At 63.3% G+C, this 23,941-nt stretch carries 25 protein-coding genes; 14 read left to right on the plus strand and 11 right to left on the minus strand.

Annotation, left to right across the window (positions count from 1 at the left end; genetic code table 11):
* Nucleotides 1-44: 44 nt before the first annotated feature.
* The 3 genes from ABX298_RS10955 (at nucleotide 45) to ABX298_RS10965 (ending at nucleotide 3,970) form a co-directional block, all read left to right on the plus strand.
* Complete coding sequence (locus ABX298_RS10955; RefSeq protein WP_085588911.1) at nucleotides 45-1,103, plus strand: PA0069 family radical SAM protein; 1,059 nt, start codon at nucleotides 45-47, stop codon at nucleotides 1,101-1,103.
* Nucleotides 1,104-1,526: 423 nt separating this feature from the next.
* Nucleotides 1,527-2,246 (plus strand): carbonic anhydrase, encoded by a 720-nt coding sequence (locus ABX298_RS10960; protein WP_013970295.1) that lies wholly within the window; start codon nucleotides 1,527-1,529, stop codon nucleotides 2,244-2,246.
* Between the two features lie 191 nt (nucleotides 2,247-2,437).
* A complete protein-coding gene (locus ABX298_RS10965) occupies nucleotides 2,438-3,970 on the plus strand; it encodes a SulP family inorganic anion transporter (protein WP_085588915.1) in 1,533 nt (510 codons plus the stop codon).
* 79 nt (nucleotides 3,971-4,049) lie between these two features.
* Here the strand turns inward: ABX298_RS10965 and ABX298_RS10970 are convergent, their stop codons facing one another.
* Nucleotides 4,050-4,691, minus strand: coding sequence for a hypothetical protein (locus ABX298_RS10970; protein WP_039612407.1), 642 nt, complete (start codon nucleotides 4,689-4,691; stop codon nucleotides 4,050-4,052).
* A 369-nt stretch (nucleotides 4,692-5,060) separates the two neighbouring features.
* Between ABX298_RS10970 and coxB the strand changes: the two genes are divergently transcribed.
* From coxB to ABX298_RS10990, 4 genes are read left to right on the plus strand one after another with little or no spacing between them, the layout of a single operon-like run.
* On the plus strand, nucleotides 5,061-6,188 hold the full coding sequence (coxB, locus tag ABX298_RS10975) for a cytochrome c oxidase subunit II (protein WP_015268462.1): 1,128 nt from the start codon (nucleotides 5,061-5,063) through the stop codon (nucleotides 6,186-6,188).
* Between the two features lie 43 nt (nucleotides 6,189-6,231).
* Nucleotides 6,232-7,821: a cytochrome c oxidase subunit I gene (gene ctaD, locus ABX298_RS10980; RefSeq protein WP_015268463.1), complete on the plus strand. Its 1,590-nt coding sequence runs from the start codon at nucleotides 6,232-6,234 to the stop codon at nucleotides 7,819-7,821.
* 10 nt (nucleotides 7,822-7,831) lie between these two features.
* Nucleotides 7,832-8,398 (plus strand): cytochrome c oxidase assembly protein, encoded by a 567-nt coding sequence (locus ABX298_RS10985; protein ID WP_015268464.1) that lies wholly within the window; start codon nucleotides 7,832-7,834, stop codon nucleotides 8,396-8,398.
* Nucleotides 8,399-8,414: 16 nt separating this feature from the next.
* Entirely contained in the window at nucleotides 8,415-9,302 is an 888-nt protein-coding gene (locus tag ABX298_RS10990) for a cytochrome c oxidase subunit 3 (protein ID WP_003258926.1), read from the plus strand.
* Between the two features lie 99 nt (nucleotides 9,303-9,401).
* Here the strand turns inward: ABX298_RS10990 and ABX298_RS10995 are convergent, their stop codons facing one another.
* Nucleotides 9,402-9,605, minus strand: coding sequence for a twin transmembrane helix small protein (locus tag ABX298_RS10995; protein ID WP_003258925.1), 204 nt, complete (start codon nucleotides 9,603-9,605; stop codon nucleotides 9,402-9,404).
* Nucleotides 9,606-9,668: 63 nt separating this feature from the next.
* On the opposite strand from ABX298_RS10995, the gene ABX298_RS11000 reads away from it, so the two are divergent.
* From ABX298_RS11000 to ABX298_RS11020, 5 genes are read left to right on the plus strand one after another with little or no spacing between them, the layout of a single operon-like run.
* A complete protein-coding gene (locus ABX298_RS11000) occupies nucleotides 9,669-10,406 on the plus strand; it encodes an SURF1 family protein (protein WP_075046854.1) in 738 nt (245 codons plus the stop codon).
* Entirely contained in the window at nucleotides 10,375-10,956 is a 582-nt protein-coding gene (locus tag ABX298_RS11005) for a hypothetical protein (RefSeq protein ID WP_075046855.1), read from the plus strand. The genes ABX298_RS11000 and ABX298_RS11005 overlap by 32 nt, the downstream gene beginning before the upstream one ends.
* A gap of 9 nt (nucleotides 10,957-10,965) precedes the next feature.
* On the plus strand, nucleotides 10,966-12,045 hold the full coding sequence (locus ABX298_RS11010) for a heme A synthase (protein ID WP_367394385.1): 1,080 nt from the start codon (nucleotides 10,966-10,968) through the stop codon (nucleotides 12,043-12,045).
* A complete protein-coding gene (gene cyoE, locus ABX298_RS11015) occupies nucleotides 12,030-12,923 on the plus strand; it encodes a heme o synthase (protein WP_367394386.1) in 894 nt (297 codons plus the stop codon). Before ABX298_RS11010 ends, cyoE begins: the two co-directional genes overlap by 16 nt.
* On the plus strand, nucleotides 12,920-13,552 hold the full coding sequence (locus ABX298_RS11020) for an SCO family protein (protein ID WP_013970305.1): 633 nt from the start codon (nucleotides 12,920-12,922) through the stop codon (nucleotides 13,550-13,552). The genes cyoE and ABX298_RS11020 overlap by 4 nt, the downstream gene beginning before the upstream one ends.
* A gap of 119 nt (nucleotides 13,553-13,671) precedes the next feature.
* On the opposite strand, the gene ABX298_RS11025 is transcribed toward ABX298_RS11020, so the two are convergent.
* From ABX298_RS11025 to ABX298_RS11035, 3 genes are all read right to left on the minus strand, one after another.
* Nucleotides 13,672-14,442: a MetQ/NlpA family ABC transporter substrate-binding protein gene (locus tag ABX298_RS11025; protein ID WP_025337216.1), complete on the minus strand. Its 771-nt coding sequence runs from the start codon at nucleotides 14,440-14,442 to the stop codon at nucleotides 13,672-13,674.
* Between the two features lie 64 nt (nucleotides 14,443-14,506).
* The gene (locus ABX298_RS11030) at nucleotides 14,507-15,178 is read right to left on the minus strand and encodes a methionine ABC transporter permease (RefSeq protein ID WP_013970307.1); all 672 of its coding nucleotides are present in this window, start codon (nucleotides 15,176-15,178) and stop codon (nucleotides 14,507-14,509) included.
* Entirely contained in the window at nucleotides 15,178-16,185 is a 1,008-nt protein-coding gene (locus tag ABX298_RS11035; RefSeq protein WP_003256960.1) for a methionine ABC transporter ATP-binding protein, read from the minus strand. The genes ABX298_RS11030 and ABX298_RS11035 overlap by 1 nt, the downstream gene beginning before the upstream one ends.
* Nucleotides 16,186-16,411: 226 nt before the next feature.
* Here ABX298_RS11035 and katE point away from each other — a divergent pair, with 226 nt between their 5' ends.
* Nucleotides 16,412-18,547, plus strand: a complete 2,136-nt coding sequence (katE, locus tag ABX298_RS11040; RefSeq protein WP_286100807.1) for a catalase HPII — start codon at nucleotides 16,412-16,414, stop codon at nucleotides 18,545-18,547.
* Nucleotides 18,548-18,661: 114 nt separating this feature from the next.
* Here the strand turns inward: katE and ABX298_RS11045 are convergent, their stop codons facing one another.
* From ABX298_RS11045 to zur, 4 genes are all read right to left on the minus strand, one after another.
* Entirely contained in the window at nucleotides 18,662-19,369 is a 708-nt protein-coding gene (locus ABX298_RS11045) for a PA5502 family lipoprotein (protein ID WP_317408933.1), read from the minus strand.
* Nucleotides 19,370-19,496: 127 nt separating this feature from the next.
* The gene (gene znuB / locus ABX298_RS11050; protein WP_003253007.1) at nucleotides 19,497-20,279 is read right to left on the minus strand and encodes a zinc ABC transporter permease subunit ZnuB; all 783 of its coding nucleotides are present in this window, start codon (nucleotides 20,277-20,279) and stop codon (nucleotides 19,497-19,499) included.
* Nucleotides 20,272-21,048: a zinc ABC transporter ATP-binding protein ZnuC gene (znuC, locus tag ABX298_RS11055; RefSeq protein WP_025337219.1), complete on the minus strand. Its 777-nt coding sequence runs from the start codon at nucleotides 21,046-21,048 to the stop codon at nucleotides 20,272-20,274. The genes znuB and znuC overlap by 8 nt, the downstream gene beginning before the upstream one ends.
* Nucleotides 21,045-21,530 carry a zinc uptake transcriptional repressor Zur gene (gene zur, locus ABX298_RS11060; RefSeq protein ID WP_025337220.1) on the minus strand — a complete coding sequence of 162 codons (486 nt, stop codon included), beginning with the start codon at nucleotides 21,528-21,530 and terminating at the stop codon, nucleotides 21,045-21,047. Before zur ends, znuC begins: the two co-directional genes overlap by 4 nt.
* A gap of 18 nt (nucleotides 21,531-21,548) precedes the next feature.
* Between zur and ABX298_RS11065 the strand changes: the two genes are divergently transcribed.
* Nucleotides 21,549-22,505, plus strand: coding sequence for a zinc ABC transporter substrate-binding protein ZnuA (locus ABX298_RS11065; RefSeq protein ID WP_084785316.1), 957 nt, complete (start codon nucleotides 21,549-21,551; stop codon nucleotides 22,503-22,505).
* A 101-nt stretch (nucleotides 22,506-22,606) separates the two neighbouring features.
* Here ABX298_RS11065 and ABX298_RS11070 read toward each other — a convergent pair whose 3' ends face one another.
* The gene (locus ABX298_RS11070; RefSeq protein ID WP_024087954.1) at nucleotides 22,607-23,557 is read right to left on the minus strand and encodes a homoserine kinase; all 951 of its coding nucleotides are present in this window, start codon (nucleotides 23,555-23,557) and stop codon (nucleotides 22,607-22,609) included.
* Between the two features lie 69 nt (nucleotides 23,558-23,626).
* The gene (locus tag ABX298_RS11075; RefSeq protein WP_013970316.1) at nucleotides 23,627-23,914 is read right to left on the minus strand and encodes a DUF2782 domain-containing protein; all 288 of its coding nucleotides are present in this window, start codon (nucleotides 23,912-23,914) and stop codon (nucleotides 23,627-23,629) included.
* Between the last annotated feature and the right edge of the window lie 27 nt (nucleotides 23,915-23,941).

Consider the following 23,941-nt stretch of genomic DNA (forward strand, 5'->3'; position numbering starts at 1 on the left):
GGCAGGCAGTATACTGTATAAGAATACAGTATCCGGGGTAGGCCATGATTCCTCCAGCACCGCAAAAGGGCCGTGGCACGGCGCACAATCCGCACAACCGCTTTGCCCCCAGCCATTCGGTGGCGGAGGATGATGGCTGGTACCAGGAGGTGCCGCAAACCCAGGGCACCGAGGTGCGGGTAGAGACGGCCAAGTCGGTGATCAGCCGCAACACCTCGCCCGACCTGCCCTTCGACCGCTCCATCAACCCTTACCGTGGCTGCGAGCACGGTTGCATCTACTGCTATGCCCGCCCTTCCCACGCCTACTGGGACCTTTCCCCCGGCCTGGATTTCGAGACCAAGCTGATTGCCAAGACCAACGCCGCCGAGGTGCTCGCGCAACAACTGAGCAAACCGGGTTACGTGTGCGCGCCGATCAACCTGGGTTCCAATACCGACCCGTACCAGCCGATCGAACGTGAACAACTGCTGACCCGGCGCCTGCTCGAAGTGCTGCTGCGTTTTCGCCACCCGGTGACCATCGTCACCAAGGGGTCGCTGGTTCTGCGTGACCTCGACCTGCTGGCCGAGATGGCTCGCCAGCGCCTGGTGCGGGTGATGATCAGCCTGACCACGCTGGACGATGACTTGAAACGGGTGCTGGAACCGCGTGCGGCGTCACCCAAGGCGCGCTTGCGGGCGATCCGCGTGTTGCGCGAGGCGGGAGTGCCGGTGGGCGTGTTGTGTTCGCCGATGATTCCGATGATCAACGACAGCGAACTGGAGCGGCTGCTGGAGGCGGCGAGGGAGGCAGGTGCACAGAGCGCAGCCTACATGATGTTGCGCCTGCCGCTGGAAGTGGCACCGTTGTTCGAACAATGGCTGCAGGACCATTACCCGCAGCGGGCGGCGCATGTATTGAGCCTGATCCGCCAGAGCCGCGGCGGCGAACTGTATGACAGCCGGTTTGGTGCACGCATGCGCGGTGAAGGCGTGTTTGCCGAGTTGCTGGCGCAGCGCTTTGCCAAGGCCATGAAGCGGCTGGAGTTCGAAGGGCGAGAAGCGCAGGCGCTGGATTGTTCGGCGTTTTGCCCGCCGGGTGGGCAGATGGCGCTGTTCTGATGTTGGACCCATTGCACGGCCCTTGTGGGAGCGGGCGCGCCCGCGAACACCGGCGCAGCCGGTGCCATGTACCGAGTTGCCTCCTTCGCGGGCACGCCCGCTCCCACAGGTTCTGCGCAGGTTCCGGGTTCCCGCATGGGGCGCATTGCCAGCCCTCAATGCAACTAATCCAAGTTGATAATTGCAGTAATGGCTCTTGGCAGTTGATGTTTTTTTGCTATTATCCAATACCAGCCTTTCCTATCTGGAACACCCGTTCTAGAGCCTTCGAATTAAGTTTCAGTTAAGTTTTCCCCGCTAGCGTAGGAAATCAGTCTTCACCGACTGTGATCTATGGCCCGTGCGTGTCATCTAAATCCCTGCATAGCCAGAATCTTTCACCGGTAAAATGGATTTACCTACACACCGTCAAGAGGATGAATCATGCCCGTCAAGGACCCATCCAAGGTCGTACCGCAGGTCCCCGCGGAGAGCGCCGATGCCGCCCTGAAGCACATCGTCGACGGCTTCCTGCGTTTTCACCATGACGTTTTCCCCGAGCAGCAAGAGCTGTTCAAGAAGCTCGCCACCGCGCAAACCCCGCGTGCCATGTTCATCACCTGCGCCGACTCGCGCATCGTTCCCGAGCTGATCACCCAGAGTTCGCCTGGCGACCTGTTCGTGACCCGTAACGTCGGTAACGTGGTACCGCCTTATGGCCAGATGAACGGCGGCGTTTCCAGCGCCATCGAGTACGCCGTGCTGGCGTTGAAAGTGCATCACATCATCGTCTGCGGCCACTCCGACTGCGGCGCCATGCGTGCCGTGCTCAACCCGCAATCGCTGACCAAGATGCCGACCGTGTCCGCCTGGTTGCGCCACGCCGAAGTGGCCCGCACCGTGGTCGAGAACAACTGCTCGTGCGGCAGCGAACACGAAACCATGCAAGTGCTGACCAAGGAAAACGTCATCGCCCAGCTGCATCACCTGCGCACCCACCCTTCGGTGGCTTCGCGCCTGGCAGCCGGTGAGCTGTACATCCATGGCTGGGTCTACGACATCGAGACCAGCAAGATCGAAGCCTACGACGCCGCCAGCGATACCTTCCTGCCCCTGGCTGCTGGCGAGCCGGTCCCCTGCGCTACTCCGAGAGGCCGCTACTAAGCGACCCATCCACCCGCTTGAACCTTGATAGCCGGCTGCACCCTGCAGGGGTGTGGCGCGGCCTTCGGCTGCCTTGAATTCCCTGACTGCCTGCCGGCACGCCCGCTGGCGGCCCGCGCCTGCGCGCTCGTCAGGGGCAAACGTGCCCACGGCCAGCGGAATGGCTGTGTGACAGAGAAAGGAGAAACACGGTGAACATTACACAGTTGAAAGCGGCCCTGCCGCGTGAGTTGCTGGCGTCGGTGGTGGTCTTCCTGGTGGCCTTGCCGTTGTGCATGGGCATTGCGATCGCCTCGGGCATGCCGCCGGCCAAAGGCCTGATTACCGGCATTATCGGCGGCATTGTCGTAGGTTTCCTCGCAGGTTCGCCGCTGCAGGTCAGCGGCCCGGCCGCCGGCCTGGCGGTATTGGTGTTCGAGCTGGTACGCCAGCATGGCATGGCCATGCTCGGGCCGATCCTGCTACTGGCCGGCTTGCTGCAGTTGCTGGCCGGGCGCCTGCGCCTGGGCTGTTGGTTCCGGGTTACCGCGCCGGCGGTGGTGTACGGCATGCTGGCGGGGATTGGTGTGCTGATCGTGCTGTCGCAGGTGCATGTGATGTTCGACACCGCGCCGCAACCATCCGGAATGCAGAACCTGCTGGAGTTCCCGGCGACCGTGGCCGCGGCCCTGCCACAGGAAAGCGCCGGCTCCGGTTGGATGGCCGGTGCGCTGGGCCTGGGCACCATCGCCATCATGTGGGGCTGGGAGCGCCTGCGGCCGCAGCGGCTGCGCTTCGTCCCGGGTGCCCTGCTGGGCGTGTCGGCCATGACGGCCATCAGCATGTGGTTGGCCTTGCCGGTGAACCGCGTACAGGTGCCGGCCGACCTGTCCGAGGCCATCGACTGGATCCGCCCTGGTGACTTGATGCAACTGGCCGACCCTACCCTGTTGGTCGCCGCTTTTGCCCTGGCCTTCATCGCCAGCGCCGAAACCTTGTTGTCGGCTGCTGCGGTCGACCGCATGCACAGCGGCCAGCGTTCGGACTTCGACCGTGAGCTGTCGGCCCAGGGCATCGGCAACATGCTGTGCGGGGTGCTCGGCGCGTTGCCGATGACCGGGGTGATCGTGCGTAGCTCCGCCAATGTGCAGGCGGGTGCGCAGACCCGGGCTTCGGCGATCTTCCATGGCCTGTGGCTGCTGGCGTTCGTGGTGGCGCTGAGCAGTGTGCTGCAGCAGATCCCGGTGGCGAGCCTGGCGGGTGTGCTGGTGTTTACCGGGGTCAAGCTGGTGGATTTCAAGGCGTTTCGTGGGTTGGGCCGCTATGGCCGCATGCCGATGTTCACCTACGCGGCGACGGCGCTGGCGATCATCTTTACCGACCTGCTGACTGGCGTATTGCTGGGCTTTGCCCTGACCTTGCTGAAGCTGGCACTGAAGGCGGCGCGGTTGAAGATCAATCTGGTCAGCCTGGAGAAGGCTGGGCACATGGAATTGCGGCTTAGTGGCGCGGCCACCTTCCTCAAGGTGCCGGCGCTGACCCAGGTGCTGGATAGCGTGCCGGCGGGGACCACGCTGCATGTGCCGTTGGGTAACCTGAGCTATATCGACCACTCGTGCCTTGAGCTGCTTGAAGATTGGGGCCGCAGTAATTCGGCCAATGGGTCGCGGTTGCTGATAGAGCAGCGGCGCTTGAAGCGGCGGATCGAGGGGCGGATGCGGACTACGGCGGGGGTTGGGGCCTGAAGCTGAAAGTCTGTATCGCCTGAACTGGCCTCTTCGCGGGTTTACCCGCGAAGAGGCCGGAACAGTTTTTACCAATCGATCAGGCCGGCTGGCCCAGCTCCACCCCCAGCTGCCGTGACAGGCACGGCCAGCGCTTCCACGCCGCGCCTGTTTCCGGGCTGCTCAATTTCTCGCGGTAGGCCTCCACCGATTCCACCGCGAAGCTTTCATCATTCAACATTTCATCCACCGAGTGGTGCACCACTTCATCCAGCTGGTTGGCAAACGTCTCGCCAATCAACTGGTGGGCAATCAGGTTGGCGACGGTGGTGTCGACCGGGATCAACGGTTGCTGGAAGTGACGGATGTACAGGTCGTTCACCTCTTCCACCAGGCGGTGCGCCAGGTAGGCCTCATCCAGCAGGCAGTCCAGGCCCACATGCCCTTGCATCACGCTGGGCGGCTGCAGGAAGTAGGCTTCGGCGATTTTCAGTACAGGTTTGATCTGCGATTCGATCCCGGCCTCGCGGGCGACCTCATGGGCGGCCTCCAGCAGTTCCGGAACCTGTTCGATGTAGGCGCTGACGAAGCGCGCCAAAGTACCCTGGGCGTCCTGCTCAGGCAGTTGGATCGAGGGGTGCAGGTGGGGCAGTTGCAGCTCGAGACGCTTTTTCAGTTGGCCGGTCTGGCCTTCGTGTTGATGGGCTTGGCTTACCTGCTCGCGTACAGCAGCGATGTTCATGACAACTCCAGGGACATTACGTTTCAAACGGAAGACACTAAATTAGCTCGGTATACAGAATACCTAAGACGTATTTGTTATAAGTCGCACAAACCTGTGCATGCTCAGGCATATCGAAATGCCATTATTGCGCCATACCCTATCAAGCGCGCGGTTTTCGGGGCGTTCGGCCCTTTCATGAAGTTCATTTCACGGCCTTCGTTGCGTGCCGTTGGTCGCTGTCTATACTCCCGGTGAACGTGATTCGTTGATGAGGCCCAACTGCTTTTAGCAGGGGCTCGGTCGTCGAAGCCAGGCAGTCTTGACCACCGTTCCCTCTTGCCGCAGGCCACGCCTCCGGGACTACAAGAACGAGAAGGGGAACCCGCAATGATGCGACATCCACATGTCTGGATGGGCCTCCTGTTGTGGTCGGTTTTTGGTCAGGCGAACGCCGCCTGGACCGTGAACATGCACCCAGGGGCGACGGAAGTCTCCAACGCCGTCTTCGACCTGCACATGACCATCTTCTGGATCTGCGTGATCATCGGCATCGTTGTCTTTGGCGCGATGTTCTGGTCCATGGTCATCCACCGCCGTTCCACCGGTCAGCAGGCTGCGCATTTCCACGAGCACACCTGGGTGGAAATCCTCTGGACCGTGGTCCCCTTCCTGATCCTGGTGGCCATGGCCATCCCGGCCACCAAGACCCTGATCGACATCTACGATGCCAGCGAGTCGGACATCGATATCCAGGTTACCGGCTACCAGTGGAAGTGGCACTACAAGTACCTGGGCCAGGACGTGGAGTTCTTCAGCAACCTGGCCACCCCCACCGAGCAGATCCACAACAAGGCCCCCAAGGACGAGCACTACCTGCTCGAAGTCGACCAGCCGCTGGTGCTGCCGGTGGGCGCCAAGGTGCGCTTCCTGGTGACTGCTGCCGACGTCATCCACTCCTGGTGGGTGCCGGCTTTCGCGGTCAAGCGTGATGCCATCCCCGGCTTCGTCAACGAAGCCTGGACCCGTATCGAGAAGCCGGGCATCTACCGCGGCCAGTGCACCGAGCTGTGCGGCAAGGACCACGGCTTCATGCCGGTGGTGGTCGAGGTCAAGTCCAAGGCCGACTACGACACCTGGCTGGGCGAGCGCAAGGCCGAAGCTGCCAAGCTCAAGGAGCTGACCAGCAAGGAATGGACCCTTGAGGAGCTGGTGGAACGTGGTGACAAGGTCTACCACACCACCTGCGTGGCCTGTCACCAGGCCGAAGGCCAGGGCCTGCCGCCGATGTTCCCGGCGCTCAAGGGCTCGAAGATCGCCACCGGGCCGAAAGAAGCCCACCTGGGCATCGTCTTCCACGGCAAGCCTGGTACTGCCATGGCCGCGTTCGGCAAGCAGCTCTCGGAAGTCGACATCGCCGCCGTGGTCACCTACGAGCGCAACGCCTGGGGCAACAACAAGGGTGACATGGTCACGCCGAAGGACGTGCTGGCGCTGAAGCAGGCAGAAGCGCAATGAACCGGGTTACTCGCGGCAATCAATGGATTGCAGGAGACAGGACATGAGTGCAGTGATCGACGACCACGCCCACGGCCATGACCATGCGCACGGCCCGGCCAAGGGCCTGATGCGCTGGGTGCTGACCACCAACCACAAGGACATCGGCACGATGTACCTGTGGTTCAGCTTCATCATGTTCCTGCTCGGCGGCTCGTTCGCCATGGTGATCCGCGCCGAGCTGTTCCAGCCCGGCCTGCAGATCGTCCAGCCGGAGTTCTTCAACCAGATGACCACCATGCACGGCCTGATCATGGTGTTCGGTGCGGTGATGCCGGCCTTCGTCGGCCTGGCAAACTGGATGATCCCGCTGATGATCGGCGCGCCCGACATGGCCCTGCCGCGGATGAACAACTTCAGCTTCTGGCTGCTGCCGGCGGCTTTCTTGCTACTGGTCTCGACCCTGTTCAGCCCGGGCGGCGGGCCCAACTTCGGCTGGACCTTCTACGCCCCGCTGTCCACCACCTACGCGCCGGCCAGCGTCACCTTCTTCATCTTTGCCATCCACCTGATGGGCATCAGCTCGATCATGGGCGCGATCAACGTGATCGCCACCATCCTCAACCTGCGCGCCCCGGGCATGACCCTGATGAAGATGCCACTGTTCGTCTGGACCTGGCTGATTACCGCATTCCTGCTGATTGCGGTGATGCCGGTGCTGGCCGGCGTCGTGACCATGATGCTGATGGACATCCACTTCGGTACCAGCTTCTTCAGCGCCGCCGGCGGTGGTGACCCGGTGCTGTTCCAGCACGTGTTCTGGTTCTTCGGCCACCCCGAGGTGTACATCATGATCCTGCCGGCCTTCGGCGCGGTCAGCTCGATCATCCCGGCGTTCTCGCGCAAGCCGCTGTTCGGCTACACCTCGATGGTGTACGCCACCGGCGCCATCGCCTTCCTGTCGTTCATCGTCTGGGCCCACCACATGTTCGTGGTCGGTATTCCCGTGGTCGGCGAGCTGTTCTTCATGTACGCCACCATGCTGATCGCCGTGCCTACCGGGGTGAAGGTGTTCAACTGGGTCAGCACCATGTGGGAAGGCTCGCTGACCTTCGAAACGCCGATGCTGTTCGCCATCGCCTTTGTCATCCTGTTCACCATCGGCGGTTTCAGCGGGCTGATGCTAGCCATCGCCCCGGCGGACTTCCAGTACCACGACACCTACTTCGTGGTGGCGCACTTCCACTATGTGCTGGTGCCTGGGGCGATCTTCGGCATCTTCGCCTCGGCCTATTACTGGCTGCCGAAATGGACCGGCCACATGTACGACGAAACCCTCGGCAAGCTGCACTTCTGGCTATCGTTCGTCGGCATGAACATGGCCTTCTTCCCCATGCACTTCGTGGGGCTGGCCGGCATGCCACGGCGAATCCCCGACTACAACCTGCAGTTCGCCGACTTCAACATGGTGTCGTCGATCGGCGCGTTCATGTTCGGCGCCACGCAGATCTTCTTCCTGTTCATCGTCATCAAGTGCATCCGCGGCGGCGCGCCGGCACCGGCCAAGCCATGGGATGGCGCCGAGGGCCTGGAGTGGTCGATCCCTTCGCCTGCGCCCTACCACACCTTCCAGACGCCACCGGAAGTGAAATAGGAACCGTGCCATGAACGGCCTTTCGCTGAAACGCCTGGTGTTGCGCCTGTTGATGCTGACGGTGGTGATGTTCGCCTTCGGCTTCGCCCTGGTGCCTATCTATGACGTGATGTGCAAGGCCTTCGGCATCAACGGCAAGACGGGAGGGCAGTACGAAGGCAGCCAGGTCAGCGACCCGACGCGTTCGGTGCGGGTGCAGTTCATGTCGACCAATGCCAGCGACATGGTCTGGGACTTCTACTCCACTGCCGACCAGTTGGAGGTCAACCCGGGTGCGGTGAACCAGATGATCTTCATCGCCCATAACCCGACCGACCGGCCGATGAGTGCGCAAGCCATCCCCAGCATCACCCCGGCCGAGGCCGCGGCGTACTTCCACAAGACCGAGTGCTTCTGCTTCACCCAGCAGGTGCTGCAGCCCGGCGAACGCATCGAGATGCCGGTGCGCTTCATCGTCGACCGCGACCTGCCGGCCAGCGTGAAGCACCTGACACTGGCCTACACCTTGTTCGACATCACCGCTCGTCACCCGCCGGTCGCGCATGTCGCGGCCCAGGACGTCCAGGGCGCCCGTTAAGGGAAGGAGAACAGCAATGGCAAGTCATGAGCACTACTACGTTCCGGCGCAGAGCAAGTGGCCGATCATCGCCACCATCGGCATGTTTATCACGGTGTTCGGCCTGGGTACCTGGTTCAACGACATGAAGGCCGGCCACCCCGAGTCGCACGGGCCGCTGATCTTCTTCATCGGCGCGTTGTTCCTGGCCTACATGCTGTTCGGCTGGTTCGGTTCGGTGGTGCGGGAGAGCCGCGCGGGGCTGTACAGCCCGCAACTGGACCGCTCGTTCCGCTGGGGCATGAGCTGGTTCATTTTCTCCGAGGTGATGTTCTTCCTGGCCTTCTTCGGTGCGCTGTTCTACGTGCGCGTGCTGGCCGGGCCGTGGCTGGGCGGTGAAGGGGCCAAGGGTGTTGCGCACATGTTGTGGCCGACCTTCGAATTCACCTGGCCGCTGCTGCACACGCCCGACCCGAAACTGTTCCCGCCGCCCAAGGAAGTGATCGACCCGTGGCACCTGCCGCTGATCAACACCATCTTGCTGGTCAGCTCCAGCGTGACCATCACCATCGCCCATCATGCCCTGCGTCGCGGCCACCGTGGCCCGCTGAAATTCTGGATGGCGCTGACCATCGTCCTGGGCGCCAGCTTCATCGCGTTGCAGGCCTACGAGTACCACGAGGCCTATACCAAGCTGGGGCTGACGCTGGGGTCGGGTATCTATGGCGCGACGTTCTTCATGCTCACCGGCTTCCACGGCGCCCACGTGACCTTGGGCACGATCATCCTGATCGTGATGTTCGTGCGCATCCTGCGCGGGCATTTCAACCCGGAGAAACACTTTGGTTTCGAGGCGGCCAGTTGGTACTGGCACTTCGTCGATGTGGTGTGGGTGGGGTTGTTCATCTTTGTCTATGTGCTGTGAATAGAGAACGCTGTGGGAGCGGGCGCGCCCGCGAATGCGTCGGTACATTCAACATCGCATTCGCGGGCATGCCCGCTCCCACAGGGTCAGGTGAAAACTTCAGAAAGGGGCATGAGATACGAGCTGACCGCTGATGAAGCCCCAGGCGACAAGGCCGATGGTCAGCGCCGCCAGGGTCACTCGCACGGTCAGCGCTTTCAATAAACGGGTCGAGTTTTCATCGTCCTTGACCAGAAACACCAGGCCGCTGAACAGGCTTGCAATCGTGGCCAACAGCATCAGGACAATCGCGGCCTTGAGCATGGCGATACTCCGGGGGGATGCGGTGATGTGGATAAGTATAGCGATCGGCCCGACGAGGCTCCGATGAGGCCGTTTCGTCCGGGCTGGGTACCAACCCTGGTGGTGCTTGCGCTGCTGCCGGGGCTGATCGCGCTTGGCTGCTGGCAACTCGGTCGTGCCGAGGAAAAGCGCGTGCTGCTGGCGGCCTATGCCGAGCGGCGGGTCGAAGCGCCAGTGGCCACGGCCCAGCTGACAGCGAACCAGGACAATGCCTTCCGCCGCGTGCATCTCTATGGCCGCTTCGACGCCGAGCACAGCCTGCTGCTGGACAACCGCATGCGTGATGGCCAGGCCGGTGTCGAGCTGCTGCAACCCTTCCATGATCAGGCCAGCGGCGTGTGGCTGTTGGTCAACCGCGGCTGGCTGCCCTGGCCGGACCGCCGCGTGCCGGTGCATTTCGATACCCCTGCCCAGGCGTTGGCGCTGGACGCTTCGGTGTATGTCGCGCCTGGCAGCACGTTCCAGCTGCATCCCGACCCTGCAGGCGGCCAGTGGCCGCACCTGCTGACTGCCGTGGATGCCGCGCAGCTATGGCAACAGCTCGATCGCGAAGGCTTCGCCCATGAGCTGCGCCTGGAACCCGGCCCGGCGACCTATCGCCTGGACTGGCCGGTCGTTGCCATGGGCCCGGAAAAACACCTGGGTTACGCCGTGCAGTGGTTTGCCCTGGCAACCACTTTGGTACTGCTCTACCTCTACTTCGGCTGGCACCACAACAAGGAGAAACGCCATGGCCACCGCCACTCCACTGGAAGTGCCTGAACGTAGCAAACCCAGAGCCCGCGGGCGTTTGCAGCTGCTGCTGATTCTGCTGGTGGTGCTCGGGCCGATGGTTCTGGCCACCAGCATGTACAAGCTCAAGTTCTGGGTGCCGGACGGCCGCAGCTACCACGGCGTGATGATCGGCAACGGTGAGAGCCTTTCCGATCTCGGCGTGGCGGGCCAGGACGAGCGCTGGCAGCTGCTGGTGAGCACACCCACAGCCTGTGCCGAGGATTGCCAGCGGCTGGTGTACCTGGCCCGGCAGATCCAGGTCGGCCTGGGCCGTGATGCCAGCCGTGCCAGCCATGCCCTGGCGGCCGCCCAGCCGGCAAGTGCCGATTACCAGGCGTTGCTCGGCCGCGAATACCCACAGTTGCAGCGTTACCCGCTGGATGCGCAACGCTACCTGCAAAAGGTCGGCGAGGCCGGCCCGCAGCTGTGGATCGTCGACCCACACGGCAACCTGGTGCTGCGCTACGACGCCAAGGTCAACGGCAAGCATGTGCTGGACGACCTGCGCCACCTGCTCAAGCTGTCCAACATTGGCTAGGAGCCTGCCATGGCCAGACCCGGATTCCGCCTTGCTGTGTTCGCCACCTTGCTGGCACTGCTGGTCGTCCTGCTCGGTGCCTATACCCGCCTGACCCACGCCGGCCTCGGCTGCCCGGACTGGCCGGGTTGCTACGGCTTCATCAGCGTGCCCAAGAGCGAAGCGCAGCTGGCTCATGCCGAGCTGCATTTCCCCGAACACCCGGTGGAAGCCGCCAAGGGCTGGGCCGAGATGGTCCACCGCTATTTCGCCGGCACCCTGGCGATGGTGATCGCCCTGCTCGCCTTGCAGGCGCTGCGCCGGCATACCCGCGATGGCCAGCCTTACCGCCTGCCCTTGCTGCTGCTGGGCGTGGTGCTGGCCCAGGCAGCCTTCGGCATGTGGACGGTTACCCTCAAGTTGTGGCCGCAGGTGGTCACCGCGCATCTACTCGGCGGCTTCACTACCCTGAGTTTGTTGTTCCTGTTGTCCCTGCGTCTGTCCCGGGCCTTTGCGCCCTTGCCAAAGCTGCCATTGAGCCTGCGCCGGATCGCTGCGCTGGCCTTGCTGGTGGTGATCGGCCAGATCGCCCTGGGCGGCTGGGTCAGTGCCAACTACGCGGCCGTCGCCTGCATCGACCTGCCCACCTGCCACGGCCAGTGGTGGCCGGCCGCGGACTTCAGCAACGGGTTCCACCTGACCCAGCACGTCGGGCCCAATTACCTGGGCGGGCAACTGGACAGTGATGCGCGCACGGCCATCCACATCAGCCACCGCCTGGGCGCATTGCTGGTGACCTGCGTGCTGCTGATGCTCAGCTGGAAGCTGCACCGCTGCGGCCTCCCCGGCCTGGCGCGGCTGGTGCTGCTGGCGCTGGTGGTGCAAGTCGGCCTGGGCATCAGCAATGTGCTGCTGCACCTGCCGCTGGCCGTGGCCGTGGCGCACAACGCTGGTGGGGCGCTGTTGCTGCTGAGCATGGTGCTGGTGAACTACCGCATCCGCGTGGTCGACAAGGTTCGCGTGGGTGTCGGCCATGGCTGGCGCCTGCGGCCCGTGGCTGGCGTGGGCATCTCACACCACATGAGGAATGATTCGTGGCGACGCTTCTGAGCACACAGAGGGCCAGTTGGCGTGATTACCTGGAGCTGACCAAGCCCAAGGTGGTGGTGCTGATGCTGATCACCTCGCTGGCGGGCATGTTCCTTGCCACCCGTGCGGGTGTCAGCTGGAGCGTGCTGCTGTTCGGCAACCTGGGCATCGGTTTGTGTGCAGGCGGCGCGGCGGTGGTCAACCATGTGGTGGACCGACGCATCGACGCGCTGATGGCGCGTACCCACAAGCGGCCGCTGGCCCAAGGCCGGGTCGAGCCGCTGCCGGCGCTGCTGTTCGCCCTGGCGCTGGCGCTACTTGGCATGGCCCTGCTGCTGGTGTTCACCAACGCCCTCACAGCCTGGCTGACACTGGCTTCCCTGCTCGGCTATGCGGTGCTCTACACCGGCTTTCTCAAGCGCGCCACGCCGCAGAACATCGTCATCGGTGGCTTGGCTGGCGCCGCCCCGCCGTTGCTGGGCTGGGTGGCGGTCAGCGGCCATGTCAGCGCCGAGCCCCTGTTGCTGGTGCTGATCATCTTCGCCTGGACCCCACCACACTTCTGGGCATTGGCCATCCACCGCAAGGAGGAATACGCCAAGGCCGATATCCCGATGCTGCCGGTGACCCACGGCGAGCGCTACACCAAGCTGCATATCCTGCTGTACACCCTGGTATTGCTGGCGGTAAGCCTGCTGCCGTACGCCATCCACATGAGCGGCCCGCTGTACCTGGCCTGCGCCCTGGTGCTGGGCCTGCGCTTCCTGCAATGGGCCTGGGTGTTGTACCGTGGCAGCCGGCCGCACGCAGCGATCGGCACCTTCAAGTACTCTATCGGCTACCTGTTCGCGCTGTTCATCGCGTTGCTCCTCGACCACTACCTGTTGCTGAACCTATGACCCGAACCCAGAAAACCGTCTTCATCCTCGTTGCCCTGGTCGCGTTGATCCTGGGCCTGACCGTCAACAAGGTGCTCAATGGCCGCGACCAGCCCAACCCCACCGAGCTGATCGATGCCGGCATCATCCTGCTGCCGCAGAGCCGTACCGTGGCCGATGTGACCATGACCAACCAGGACGGCCAGCCGGTGCAACTGGATGACCTGAAGGGCAAATGGTCGCTGCTGTTCTTCGGCTACACCTACTGCCCGGACATCTGTCCGACCACCCTGGCCCAGCTGCGCCAGGTGAAGAGCGAGCTGCCCAAGGAGGCCGTCGACCGGCTGCAGGTGGTGCTGGTGAGCGTTGACCCGAACCGCGACACGCCGAACCAGCTGAAGCAGTACCTGGGTTATTTCGACAAGGATTTCGTCGGGGTGGCGGGGTCGATCGAGGATACCCAGAAGCTGGCCAATGCCTTGAGCATTCCGTTCATTCCGGCCGATACCAGCAAGCCGGGGTATACCGTGGATCACAGCGGCAACCTGGCGGTTGTGGGGCCGGATGGGCGTCAGCGCGGGTTCATTCGGGCGCCGTTCAACAACCAGAAGCTGGTGGCGCAGTTGCCCGGGCTTGTGAAGCGGGATTGAGTTAGCCCCAAAAGCTTCGCGGGTAAACCCGCTCCCACAGGTACAGCGTAGGCCGTGAGCCTTGCGCTATCCCTGTGGGAGCGGGTTTACCCGCGAAGAGTCCAGCGCGATGTGACGGCTTAGAACGCCGGAACCACAGCGCCTTTGTACTTCTCGTTGATGAACTGCTTCACTTCAGGCGAGTGCAGCGCAGCAGCCAGCTTTTTCATGGCGTCCGAGTCCTTGTTGTCCGGGCGGGCAACCAGGATGTTCACGTAAGGCGAGTCGCTGCCTTCGATGACCAGAGCGTCTTTCTCCGGGTTCAGCTTGGCTTCCAGCGCGTAGTTGGTGTTGATCAGGGCAGCATCGACCTGGGTCAGCACGCGCGGGATGGTGGCTGCTTCCAGCTCACGGAACTTCAGGCTTTTCGGGTTCTCGGCAACATCCTTCACGGTGGACAGGATGTTCTTGTTGTCCTTCAGCTTGATCACGCCGGCCTTGTCCAGCAGCAGCAGCGCGCGGCCGCCGTTGGTGGCGTCGTTGGGGATGACCACGGTGGCGCCGGAGGACAGCTCGTCCAGCTTCTTGATCTTGGTCGAGTACACGCCCAGCGGCTCGATGTGCACGCCGGCAACGCTCACCAGGTTGGTGCCCTTGGCCTTGTTGAACTCATCCAGGTACGGCTGGTGCTGGAAGAAGTTGGCGTCCAGGCGCTTTTCGGCCACCTGCACGTTCGGCTGGATGTAGTCGGTGAATTCCTTGACCTTCAGCTCCACGCCCTCTTTCGCCAGTGCAGGTTTGACGAAGTTGAGGATCTCGGCGTGCGGTACCGGGGTAGCAGCAACGGTCAGGGACTCGGCGTGGGCCGAGAAGGCCGCGACAGCGGCGACAACAGCAAGCAGCTTCTTCATTGATCACTCCTTGTGAGGGCCGCGACGGCCCCCGAACGGGTCGGCCGGGCCGACCCCATTGGGGTTACTTACGGGAAAAATGCACGACCAGTTTGTCGCCCACGCTCTGCAGGACTTGAACCAGTACCAGCAACAGCACCACGGTGACGACCATCACGTCGGTCTGGAAACGCTGGTAGCCGAAGCGGATGGCCAGGTCGCCCAGGCCGCCGGCACCGACCACACCGGCCATGGCGGTGTACGACACCAGGGTGATGGCGGTGACGGTAATGGCCGCGAAGATGCCCGGGCGGGCCTCCGGCAGCAGTGCGCTGGTGATGATCTGGCGGGTGGTGGCGCCCATCGACTGGGTGGCTTCGATGATGCCGCGGTCCACTTCACGCAGGGCGGTTTCCACCAGGCGCGCGAAGAACGGCGTGGCACCTACCACCAGCGGCGGAATGGCGCCGGCGACGCCCAGCGAAGTGCCGGTGATCAGCACGGTGATCGGGATCATCACGATCAGCAGGATGATGAACGGCAGCGAGCGCAGGATGTTGACGATCAGCGACAGCAGCGCATACACACCCTTCTGCTCGAACATCTGTTTCGGCCCGCACAGGAACAGCAGCACGCCCAGCGGCAGGCCGAGCAGCACGGTGAAGAACAGCGAGCCGAACAGCATGATCATGGTGTCGACGCTGGCCAGCCAGATTTCGGCCCAGTCGACGTTGGCAAAGAAATTCAGGGCGTCCATCAACGCAGTACCTCCATATGTACGTCAGCTGCCTTGAAGCGGGCGAACGCCGCTTCCATGTCACCGCCGATCAGGGCGAGGGTGAGCTGGCCATAGGGGACATCCTTGATGCGGTCGATACGCCCGGCGAGGATGCTGTAGTCCACGCCGGTTTCGCGCGCCACGGTGCCCAGCAGCGGCGCGTAGGTGGCATCGCCCTGGAAGGTCAGGCGCACGATACGGCCCGGCACATGGGCGAAGTCGTCCCGCTGCTCGCCTTCGTCGACCTGCTCGTCTTCCTGGACGAAGCGCTTGGTGGTGGGGTGCTGCGGGTGCAGGAACACCTCGGCCACCGAGCCCTGCTCGACGATCTGGCCGGCGTCCATCACTGCCACGCGGTCGCAGACCCGGCGGATCACGTCCATTTCGTGAGTGATCAGCACGATGGTCAGCTTCAGCTCACGGTTGATTTCGGCCAGCAATTGCAGGACCGAGGCGGTGGTTTGCGGGTCGAGGGCGCTGGTGGCCTCGTCGCACAGCAGGATCTTCGGGTTGGTGGACAGGGCGCGGGCGATGCCGACGCGCTGCTTCTGGCCACCGGACAGCTGCGCCGGGTACTTTCTGGCGTGGTCGGAAAGGCCGACGCGGGCCAGCAGCTCGGTCACGCGCTTGTCGATTTCGCTGCGCGACAGCTCGCCGGCCAGGGTCAGTGGCAGGGCGACGTTGTCGGCGACGGTCTTGGAGGCCAGCAGGTTGAAGTGCTGGAAAATCATCCCGACCTGCTGGCGGAAACCGCGCAGCTGGCTGGCGTTGAACGCGGTAACGTCTTCGCCGTCGACGATGATCTTGCCGCCGGAAGGCTCTTCCAGGCGGTTGATCAGGCGCAGCATGGTGCTCTTGCCGGCGCCGGAATGGCCGATCAGGCCGAACACCTGGCCATCTTCGATGGTCAGGCTGGTCGGATTCAGTGCGGGGATTTCCCTACCGGCGACGCGGTAGGTCTTGTGTACCTGTTGGAACTCGATCACGTAGCGAACCTTGTGGGGCGCATGGAATTTGGGTCAGCGGTTGGCTGGGGTCGCGCATTTTAGCCTTTTCCCATAGCTGTTCTTAGCATTTATTTCGTAATGCACCAATCCTTCGGGCATATCGCGACAACCGGTAATCCTGATTGAACGCTCGGCAAAGCCTCCCGGTCACTACTTGCACAAGCCCGAAACGGGTACGCCTGAAGACTGACGAGGAGAGCCGACCATGCCCAGCAAGAACACGGACGCGCCGAAGCACAGCGAAGCCGCTGGCACCCAGACCCCGGACCGGGCCAACACCAACGCCAAGTTACAGAGCCTGGAGGCTGACCGTAGCGATGCGACGGGTCATGCGCTGCGCACCAACCAGGGGGTGCGCATCGCTGACAACCAGAACACGCTGAAGGCCGGAGATCGAGGCCCCTCGCTTCTCGAAGATTTCATCATGCGCGAGAAGATCACGCACTTTGACCACGAACGCATCCCTGAGCGCATCGTGCATGCGCGAGGGACGGGGGCGCATGGCTATTTCCAGAGCTATGGCAACCACGCCGAACTGACCAAGGCGGGCTTCCTGCAGGACCCGGAGAAAATCACGCCCGTGTTCGTGCGATTTTCCACGGTACAGGGCCCGCGTGGCTCAGCCGACACCGTGCGTGACGTGAGGGGCTTTGCGGTCAAGTTCTACACCGATGAAGGCAACTTCGACCTGGTGGGCAACAACATGCCGGTGTTTTTCATCCAGGATGCGATCAAATTCCCGGATTTCGTCCACGCCGTAAAGCCAGAGCCGCACAACGAGATCCCGACCGGCGCTTCGGCCCATGACACCTTTTGGGATTTCGTCTCGCTGGTACCGGAGTCGGCCCATATGGTCATGTGGGCGATGTCGGACCGTGCTATCCCGCGCAGCTTGCGGATGATGGAAGGTTTCGGGGTGCATACCTTCCGCCTGATCAACGCCCAGGGCGTAGCCAGTTTCGTCAAATTCCACTGGAAGCCGCGCCAGGGTGTGCACTCCTTGCTATGGGACGAAGCGCAGAAGCTGGCAGGCAAGGACGCTGATTTCCAGCGTCGCGACTTGTGGGAGGCTATCGAGACGGGCGATTACCCTGAATGGGAATTGGGTGTGCAGATTGTGCCGGAGGCCGACGAGCACAAATTTGATTTCGACCTGCTGGACCCGACCAAGATAATCCCGGAAGAACTGGTGCCGGTCACACCTTTGGGCAAGATGATCCTGAATCGCAACCCGGACAACTTCTTTGCTGAAGTGGAACAGGTGGCGTTCTGCCCGGGTCATATCGTGCCTGGTATCGACTTTACCAACGACCCCTTGCTGCAGGGGCGGCTGTTCTCCTACACCGACACGCAGCTTAGCCGCCTGGGCGGGCCCAACTTCCACCAGATCCCCGTCAACCGCCCCGTCGCTCCTAACCACAACAACCAGCGTGACGCCTTGCATCAGCATGTGGTTCACAAAGGCCGCGCATCCTACGAGCCCAATTCCATCGACGGTGGCTGGCCGAAGGAAACGCCACCAGCCGCGCAGGATGGCGGCTTCGAGAGCTACCAGGAGCGTATCGATGCACACAAAATCCGCCAACGCAGCGATTCGTTCGGCGACCATTTTTCGCAGGCGCGGTTGTTCTTCCAGAGCATGAGCCCGACCGAGCAGCAGCACATCATCAAGGCTTACAGCTTTGAACTGGGCAAGGTGGAGCGGGAGACGATCCGTGCTCGGGAAGTGAATGAGATTCTCGCCAACATCGACCTGAAGCTGGCGGCTGCGGTTGCTGCCAACCTCGGTTTGCCTGCTCCGAGCGCGGGCACTGTTCAAGTGAAGGGAAGCCAGCTTGCGCAGTCGCCTGCCCTGAGCCAAATGAACCACCCGGGTTCGGTTGGCATCAAGGGGCGCAAGATTGCCGTGCTGGTAGCAGATGGCGTAGACGCTGCCAGCGTGGACAAGTTGGTCAAGGCCCTGGAAGCACACAGTGCCCGGCCATTGCTCCTGGGGCCGACCTCAGCACCGGTGAAGGCTGCGGACGGCAAGCAACTGCCGGTGGATGCTTCCATGGAGGGGATGCCATCGATCATGTTCGACGGAATTGTCGTGCCGGGTGGCAAGGCTTCGACCGATGCGCTGGCGGCCAGCGGGTTGGCGAAGCATTTCCTGCTGGAGGGCTACAAGCACCTGAAGGCGATGGTGTTGACCAAAGAGCTTTTGGGCAGCTTGGGGCTGAAAGAAGACAAGGGGTTGCTGCTGGGAGATGAGCAGAAGACCGTGGATGCCTTCGTCAAAGCGGTAGAAGGGCATCGGGTGTGGGAGCGGGAGGCGGCTGCGGAGGCTGTGCCTGCCTAAGGGGCTGCTTTGCAGCCCATCGCCGGCAAGCCAGCTCCCACAGGTACTGCACCAGGCTTGAAATTGGTGCGGTCGAGGTGGGAGCTGGCTTGCCGGCGATAGGGCCCGGAAGGCTTATTGCTGATGCGGAACCAGAACTACCTGCGCCGGCAGCGACCGCTGAATCTCGTGCTTCTGCTTCAGCACGAACCCGCTGTCGATCTTGCGCACGCGCTTCTCCAGCAAGGTCTTCAGCCAAGGCGCATCCTCGGTGCGCGGCACCTGGAACACCACGTCGCACTGGTAACTCACCACATCGGCGGCAATGTCATCCAGCTGGCGACGCATGGCGCGGCTGTCGGTGGTCTTCAGGGCCACGACGGTGCTCGGTGCAGCCGGGTCGATGATGCGCGCCTTGGGCTTGGCCTCGGCCGCTTTCAACGCTGCTTCAGCCTTCTCCAGCTCGGCTTTGCGCGCCTGGGTCACGGTATCGCCACCAGTCACTGCCGGGGCCTGCGGCATCAGCGCGCGGGCACGGGCCAGGGCGGTGGCGGCAGCGTTCACATCACCCTTCTGCAGGAAGATCTGGCTGCGTTGCAGGTAGGCTTCGGCAAGCTGGCGCTGGTATTGCTCCAGGCGCGCGTCATCCGGCGCCTGTGCCTGCAGGGCTGCCAGCTGGTCTTCGGCGGTGGCCAGCTCGTTGCTGGCGATGTTCTGTTGCAACTGCTGCCAGGCATCGGCTTGGGCAGGTGCGGTGGCCTGTTCGACCGGCGCGCTGGAACACGCAGCCAGGAACAGGGAAAACGCGGCAACAAGCAGATAACGGGAGGCGAACGGCTTCATTCCTGCGACTCTCTATTTGCGCAAAAAGCGAGCAAGTCTACACCCAGGTGCGCACGCTCGAAAACAAGTCTTACAGACCCTTTACGTGCGAAAAGGTTGCAGGGCGCGCCTTCACGCGCCCTGTTTTTCAGCGTTTTGGCAGGGCCAGGCTCAGCAAGAATAGCACCGCCGCGCAGACCACGATCGACGGGCCGGCGGGGGTGTCCTTGAACCAGGACATGGCCAGGCCGCCGCATACCGCGGTCACGCCGAGCAGGCTGGCGCCCAGGGCCATCTGCTCGGGAGAGCGGGCGTGACGTTGCGCCGCAGCGGCAGGAATGATCAGCAGCGAGGTGATCAGCAGCACGCCGACGATCTTCATGGCCACGGCAATCACCACCGCAATCAGCAGCATCAGCGCCATGCGCAGCCCGGCCACCGGCAGGCCTTCGACCATGGCCAGCTCTTCGTGCACGGTGACTGCCAGCAACGGCCGCCACAGCGCAGCGAGCAGCAGCAACACCAGCGCGCTGCCGCCGAGGATCCAGGCCAGGTCGGTGGTGCTGATGGCCAGCAGGTCGCCGAACAGGTAGGCCATCAGGTCGATGCGTACATCATGCATGAAGCTCAGCACCACCAGGCCCAGCGACAAGGTGCTGGGGGCGAGGATGCCTAGCAGGGTATCGGAGGCCAGCGGCTGGCGTTGCTGCAAGGTCACCAGCAAGATCGCCAGCAACAGGCAGCCCACGGTTACCGCCAGCGCCGGGCTGACGTCCAGGGCAAAGCCCAGGGCCACGCCGAGCAGGGCGGCGTGGGACAGGGTGTCGCCAAAATAGGCCATGCGCCGCCACACCACGAAGGATCCCAGTGGGCCGGCCACCAGCGCCAGGGACAAACCGGCAAGCAGGGCGTAGAGAAGAAAATCAGCCATGCTTGCAGTGCGCTCCGTGAACATGGGTGCCAGGGGCGACCACCGAGCCGTGCAGGTCGTGGCTGTGGTCGTGATGGTGGTGGTAGATGGCCAGGCTGGGTGCGGCGGTCTGGCCGAACAGCTCGACGAATGCCGGGTCGCCGCTGACTTGCTCGGGGTGGCCCGAGCAGCACACGTGGCGGTTCAGGCACACCACCTGGTCGGTGGCGCTCATCACCAGGTGCAAGTCGTGGGAAACCATCAGCACGCCGCAGCCGTGGCGGTCGCGCAGGCGGGTAATGAGGTTGTACAGCTCGGTCTGGCCGACCACGTCTACGCCCTGCACCGGCTCGTCGAGCACCAGTAGCTGGGGTTCGCGCAGCAGGGCGCGGGCCAGCAGCACGCGCTGCATCTCGCCGCCGGAAATGGTCTGTATCGGGCTGTCGATGACCTGCTCGGCACCCACTTCCTGCAACGCCGACAAGGCTGCCGCGCGGTCTACACCGGGCACCAGGCGCAGGAAGCGCAACACCGACAGCGGCAGCGTGGCATCGACCTGGATCTTTTGCGGCATGTAGCCAATGCGCAGTTTCGGCTTGCGCCATACCTTGCCGCGGTGCGGCTTGAGCAGGCCGAGCACGGCGCGCACCAGGGTGGTCTTGCCCGCGCCGTTCGGGCCGATCAGGGTGACGATCTGGCCAGGTGCGACCGACAGGTCGATGCTGTCGAGCACCGCCTCGCCACCGAAGGTGACGCCGACCTGCTCCAGGCGGATCAGTGCATCGCTCATGCCGCGCTCCGGCAATTGCTGCACAGGCCGACCACTTCCACCGTCTGGGTCTCGACCGTGAAGCCCACGCCCTTGGCGCTGCTGATGATGGCGTCGCTGATACTGTCCTGTTCCAGTTCGATGGCCACATGGCAGGCCCGGCAGATCAGGAACTGACCCTGGTGCAGGTGTTCCGGGTGGCTGCAGCCTATGAAGGCGTTGAGCGAGGCGATGCGGTGCACCAGGCCGTTTTCCAGCAGGAAGTCCAGCGCACGGTACACCGTGGGGGGCGCGGCGCGACGGCCGTCCTGTTCACTGAGCACGGCGAGGATATCGTAGGCGCCCAGCGGCTTGTGGCTTTGCCACACCAGTTCCAGCACTCGACGGCGCAGCGCGGTCAGGCGCAGGCCCTGGCGGGTGCACAAGGCGTCGGCTTCAGCCAGTGCGCTGTGTACGCAATGGGAATGATCGTGAGGACGGTTGGCCAGCGGCGTGATGGACATGGGCAGCGACGGTTCTGGATGGAGACGTTATTATGTTACCTGTTTCTGACGACTCGAGTATTCACCGTGTCCCGATTCCTAGTCCTTTTTGTCGCTTTCATCGCATTTTCCGCCCAGGCCGACGTGCGCGTGCTGACCAGTATCAAACCGCTGCAGCAGATTGCCGCCGCCGTGCAGGATGGTGTTGGCAACCCCGAGGTACTGCTGCCGCCGGGTGCGTCGCCGCACCACTACGCGTTGCGCCCGTCCGACGTACGGCGGGTGGGCGATGCCGACCTGCTTTACTGGATCGGTCCGGACATGGAGGGCTTCCTGCCGCGGGTACTGGGCAATCGCAGCAAGGCCACGGTGGCCGTGCAGGCGCTACCGGGCATGAAGCTGCGGCATTTTGGCGAGGACAGCCATTCCCACGAGGAAGAAGACCACGACGACCATGATCATGACCACCGCCCGGGCAGCCTGGACGCGCACTTGTGGCTATCGTCGGTCAACGCGCGGATTATTGCAGCGAAAATTGCGGCTGACCTGGCGCAGATCGATCCGGCCAATGCGGCGCGCTACCAGAGCAACCTCAAGGCCTTCGACGAACGCCTGGACGCACTGGATGGGCGGATCAAGGCGCGGGTGGCCGGGATTGCCGGCAAGCCTTACTTCGTGTTCCACGAAGCATTCGACTATTTCGAGGCCGAGTATGGCCTGAAGCACACCGGGGTGTTCAGCGTGGCGTCCGAGGTGCAGCCGGGTGCGCAGCACGTGGCAGCCATGCGCAAGCGCCTGCAGGAAGTGGGCAAGACCTGTGTGTTCAGCGAACCGCCGCTGCGGCCGCGGCTGGCCGAGACCTTGACCGCCGGGCTGCCGGTGCGCCTGGCCGAGCTGGATGCCCTGGGCGGTACCGACCCGGTGGATGGCAAGGGCTATGAGCGCTTGCTGGAGAAGCTGGGTGGCGACCTGGTTGGATGCCTGGAGCAGTTGTAAGCCTGGACCGGCCTCTTCGCGGGTAAACCCGCTCCCACAGGGATAGCGCCAGCCTCACGCCTGTGTGGGAGCGGGTTTACCCGCGAAGAAGCAGACACGCTCTAGAGGGCGAACGGCAGGTGCAAAGCCACCTGCTGGCGCTGCGCCAGGCGCACTTCAAACTCGCTCGGGTCGTGGATCATCACATCCATCCCGGCAAACGATTCCGCTGCAATCAGGCGCGACAGCCAGAAGCGTACGCAGCCTACCCGCAACATCTCCGGCCACAGCTCGGCTTCGGCGGCGGTGAACGGCCGCAGCGCCGCATAGGCCGCCAGCAATGCCTGGGCGCGTGGCACATCGATCGCGCCGTGTTCATCCAGGCACCAGTCGTTCACGGTGATGGCGATGTCATACAGCATCGGCCCGGAACAGGCGTTGTAGAAGTCGATCACACCGGTCAGGTGGGTGCCTTCGAACATCACGTTGTCGCGGAACAGGTCGGCGTGCAGGTTGGCCCGTGGCAGGGCCAGGATCTGTGCCTTGTGCGCGCTGATTTCATCCAGCGCCGGCTGCAGCAGCGCGGCTTGCTCGGCGGTAAGGCGCGGCAGCAGCTCGGCACCCGAGGCCAGCATCCAGTCCAGGCCGCGGTCGGTGCGGCGCTCGATGATGTGCTCGCGGGTAGCCAGGTGAATGTGCGCCAGCAGCTCGCCGACCTGGGCGCAGTGCTGGGCGTTCGGTGCCTTGATGTGCTTGCCCGACAGCCGTGGCTGCAGCAGCGCCGGCTTGCCGCACAGCTCGCGCAGGCCATTGCCGTCGCGGTCGCGTATCGCATAGGGCACCGGCATGTCGGCTGCGTGCAAAGTGTCCAGCAGCTCGATGAAGAACGGCATGTCCTCGCTGGGCCCGCGCTCGATCAGCGTCAGGACGAACTCCCCCTGTTCGAGGCTGACGAAGAAATTGCTGTTCTCTGTGCCGGCGGCGATGCCCTGGAAATCGAGCAGACGACCCAGCGCGTACGGCGCCAGAAAGGTTTCCAGCTCAGGCCGGGTCACGGGGGTGAAGACTGACATGATGAAAATTTGCCCATACGGGCACTTCCGCCGGGAAGTGCCGGGTTGATGTGAACGGTGCGCGTCAGATTACCACTCGAAGATCTTCCAGGAGGGAATCAGCATGTCCGGCTGGTCGGATCGAATGAAATTGCCATCAGAGCCATCGGCGCGTACCAGGAAATAAGGCTTGCCGTTTTTCGGCGTGATCTTGATCGCATACAGGAACCCGTTCTGCCGGTACTCCTGGATGGTTTTGTCGCCTTCCGTGCGAATGGTCACCTCGGGATCGGCCGAGGGGGCGTCGTCCGCCGCCAGGGTGACGACAGGCATGGTGGCCAACAGACCGAGCAGTAACAGGCGATTGAGTGTACGCATGATAACCTTGTCCCTTTGTCGTCAATG

It is taken from the genome of Pseudomonas sp. X4 (assembly GCF_040784925.1).
Taxonomy (GTDB): Bacteria; Pseudomonadota; Gammaproteobacteria; order Pseudomonadales; family Pseudomonadaceae; genus Aquipseudomonas; species Aquipseudomonas putida_Z.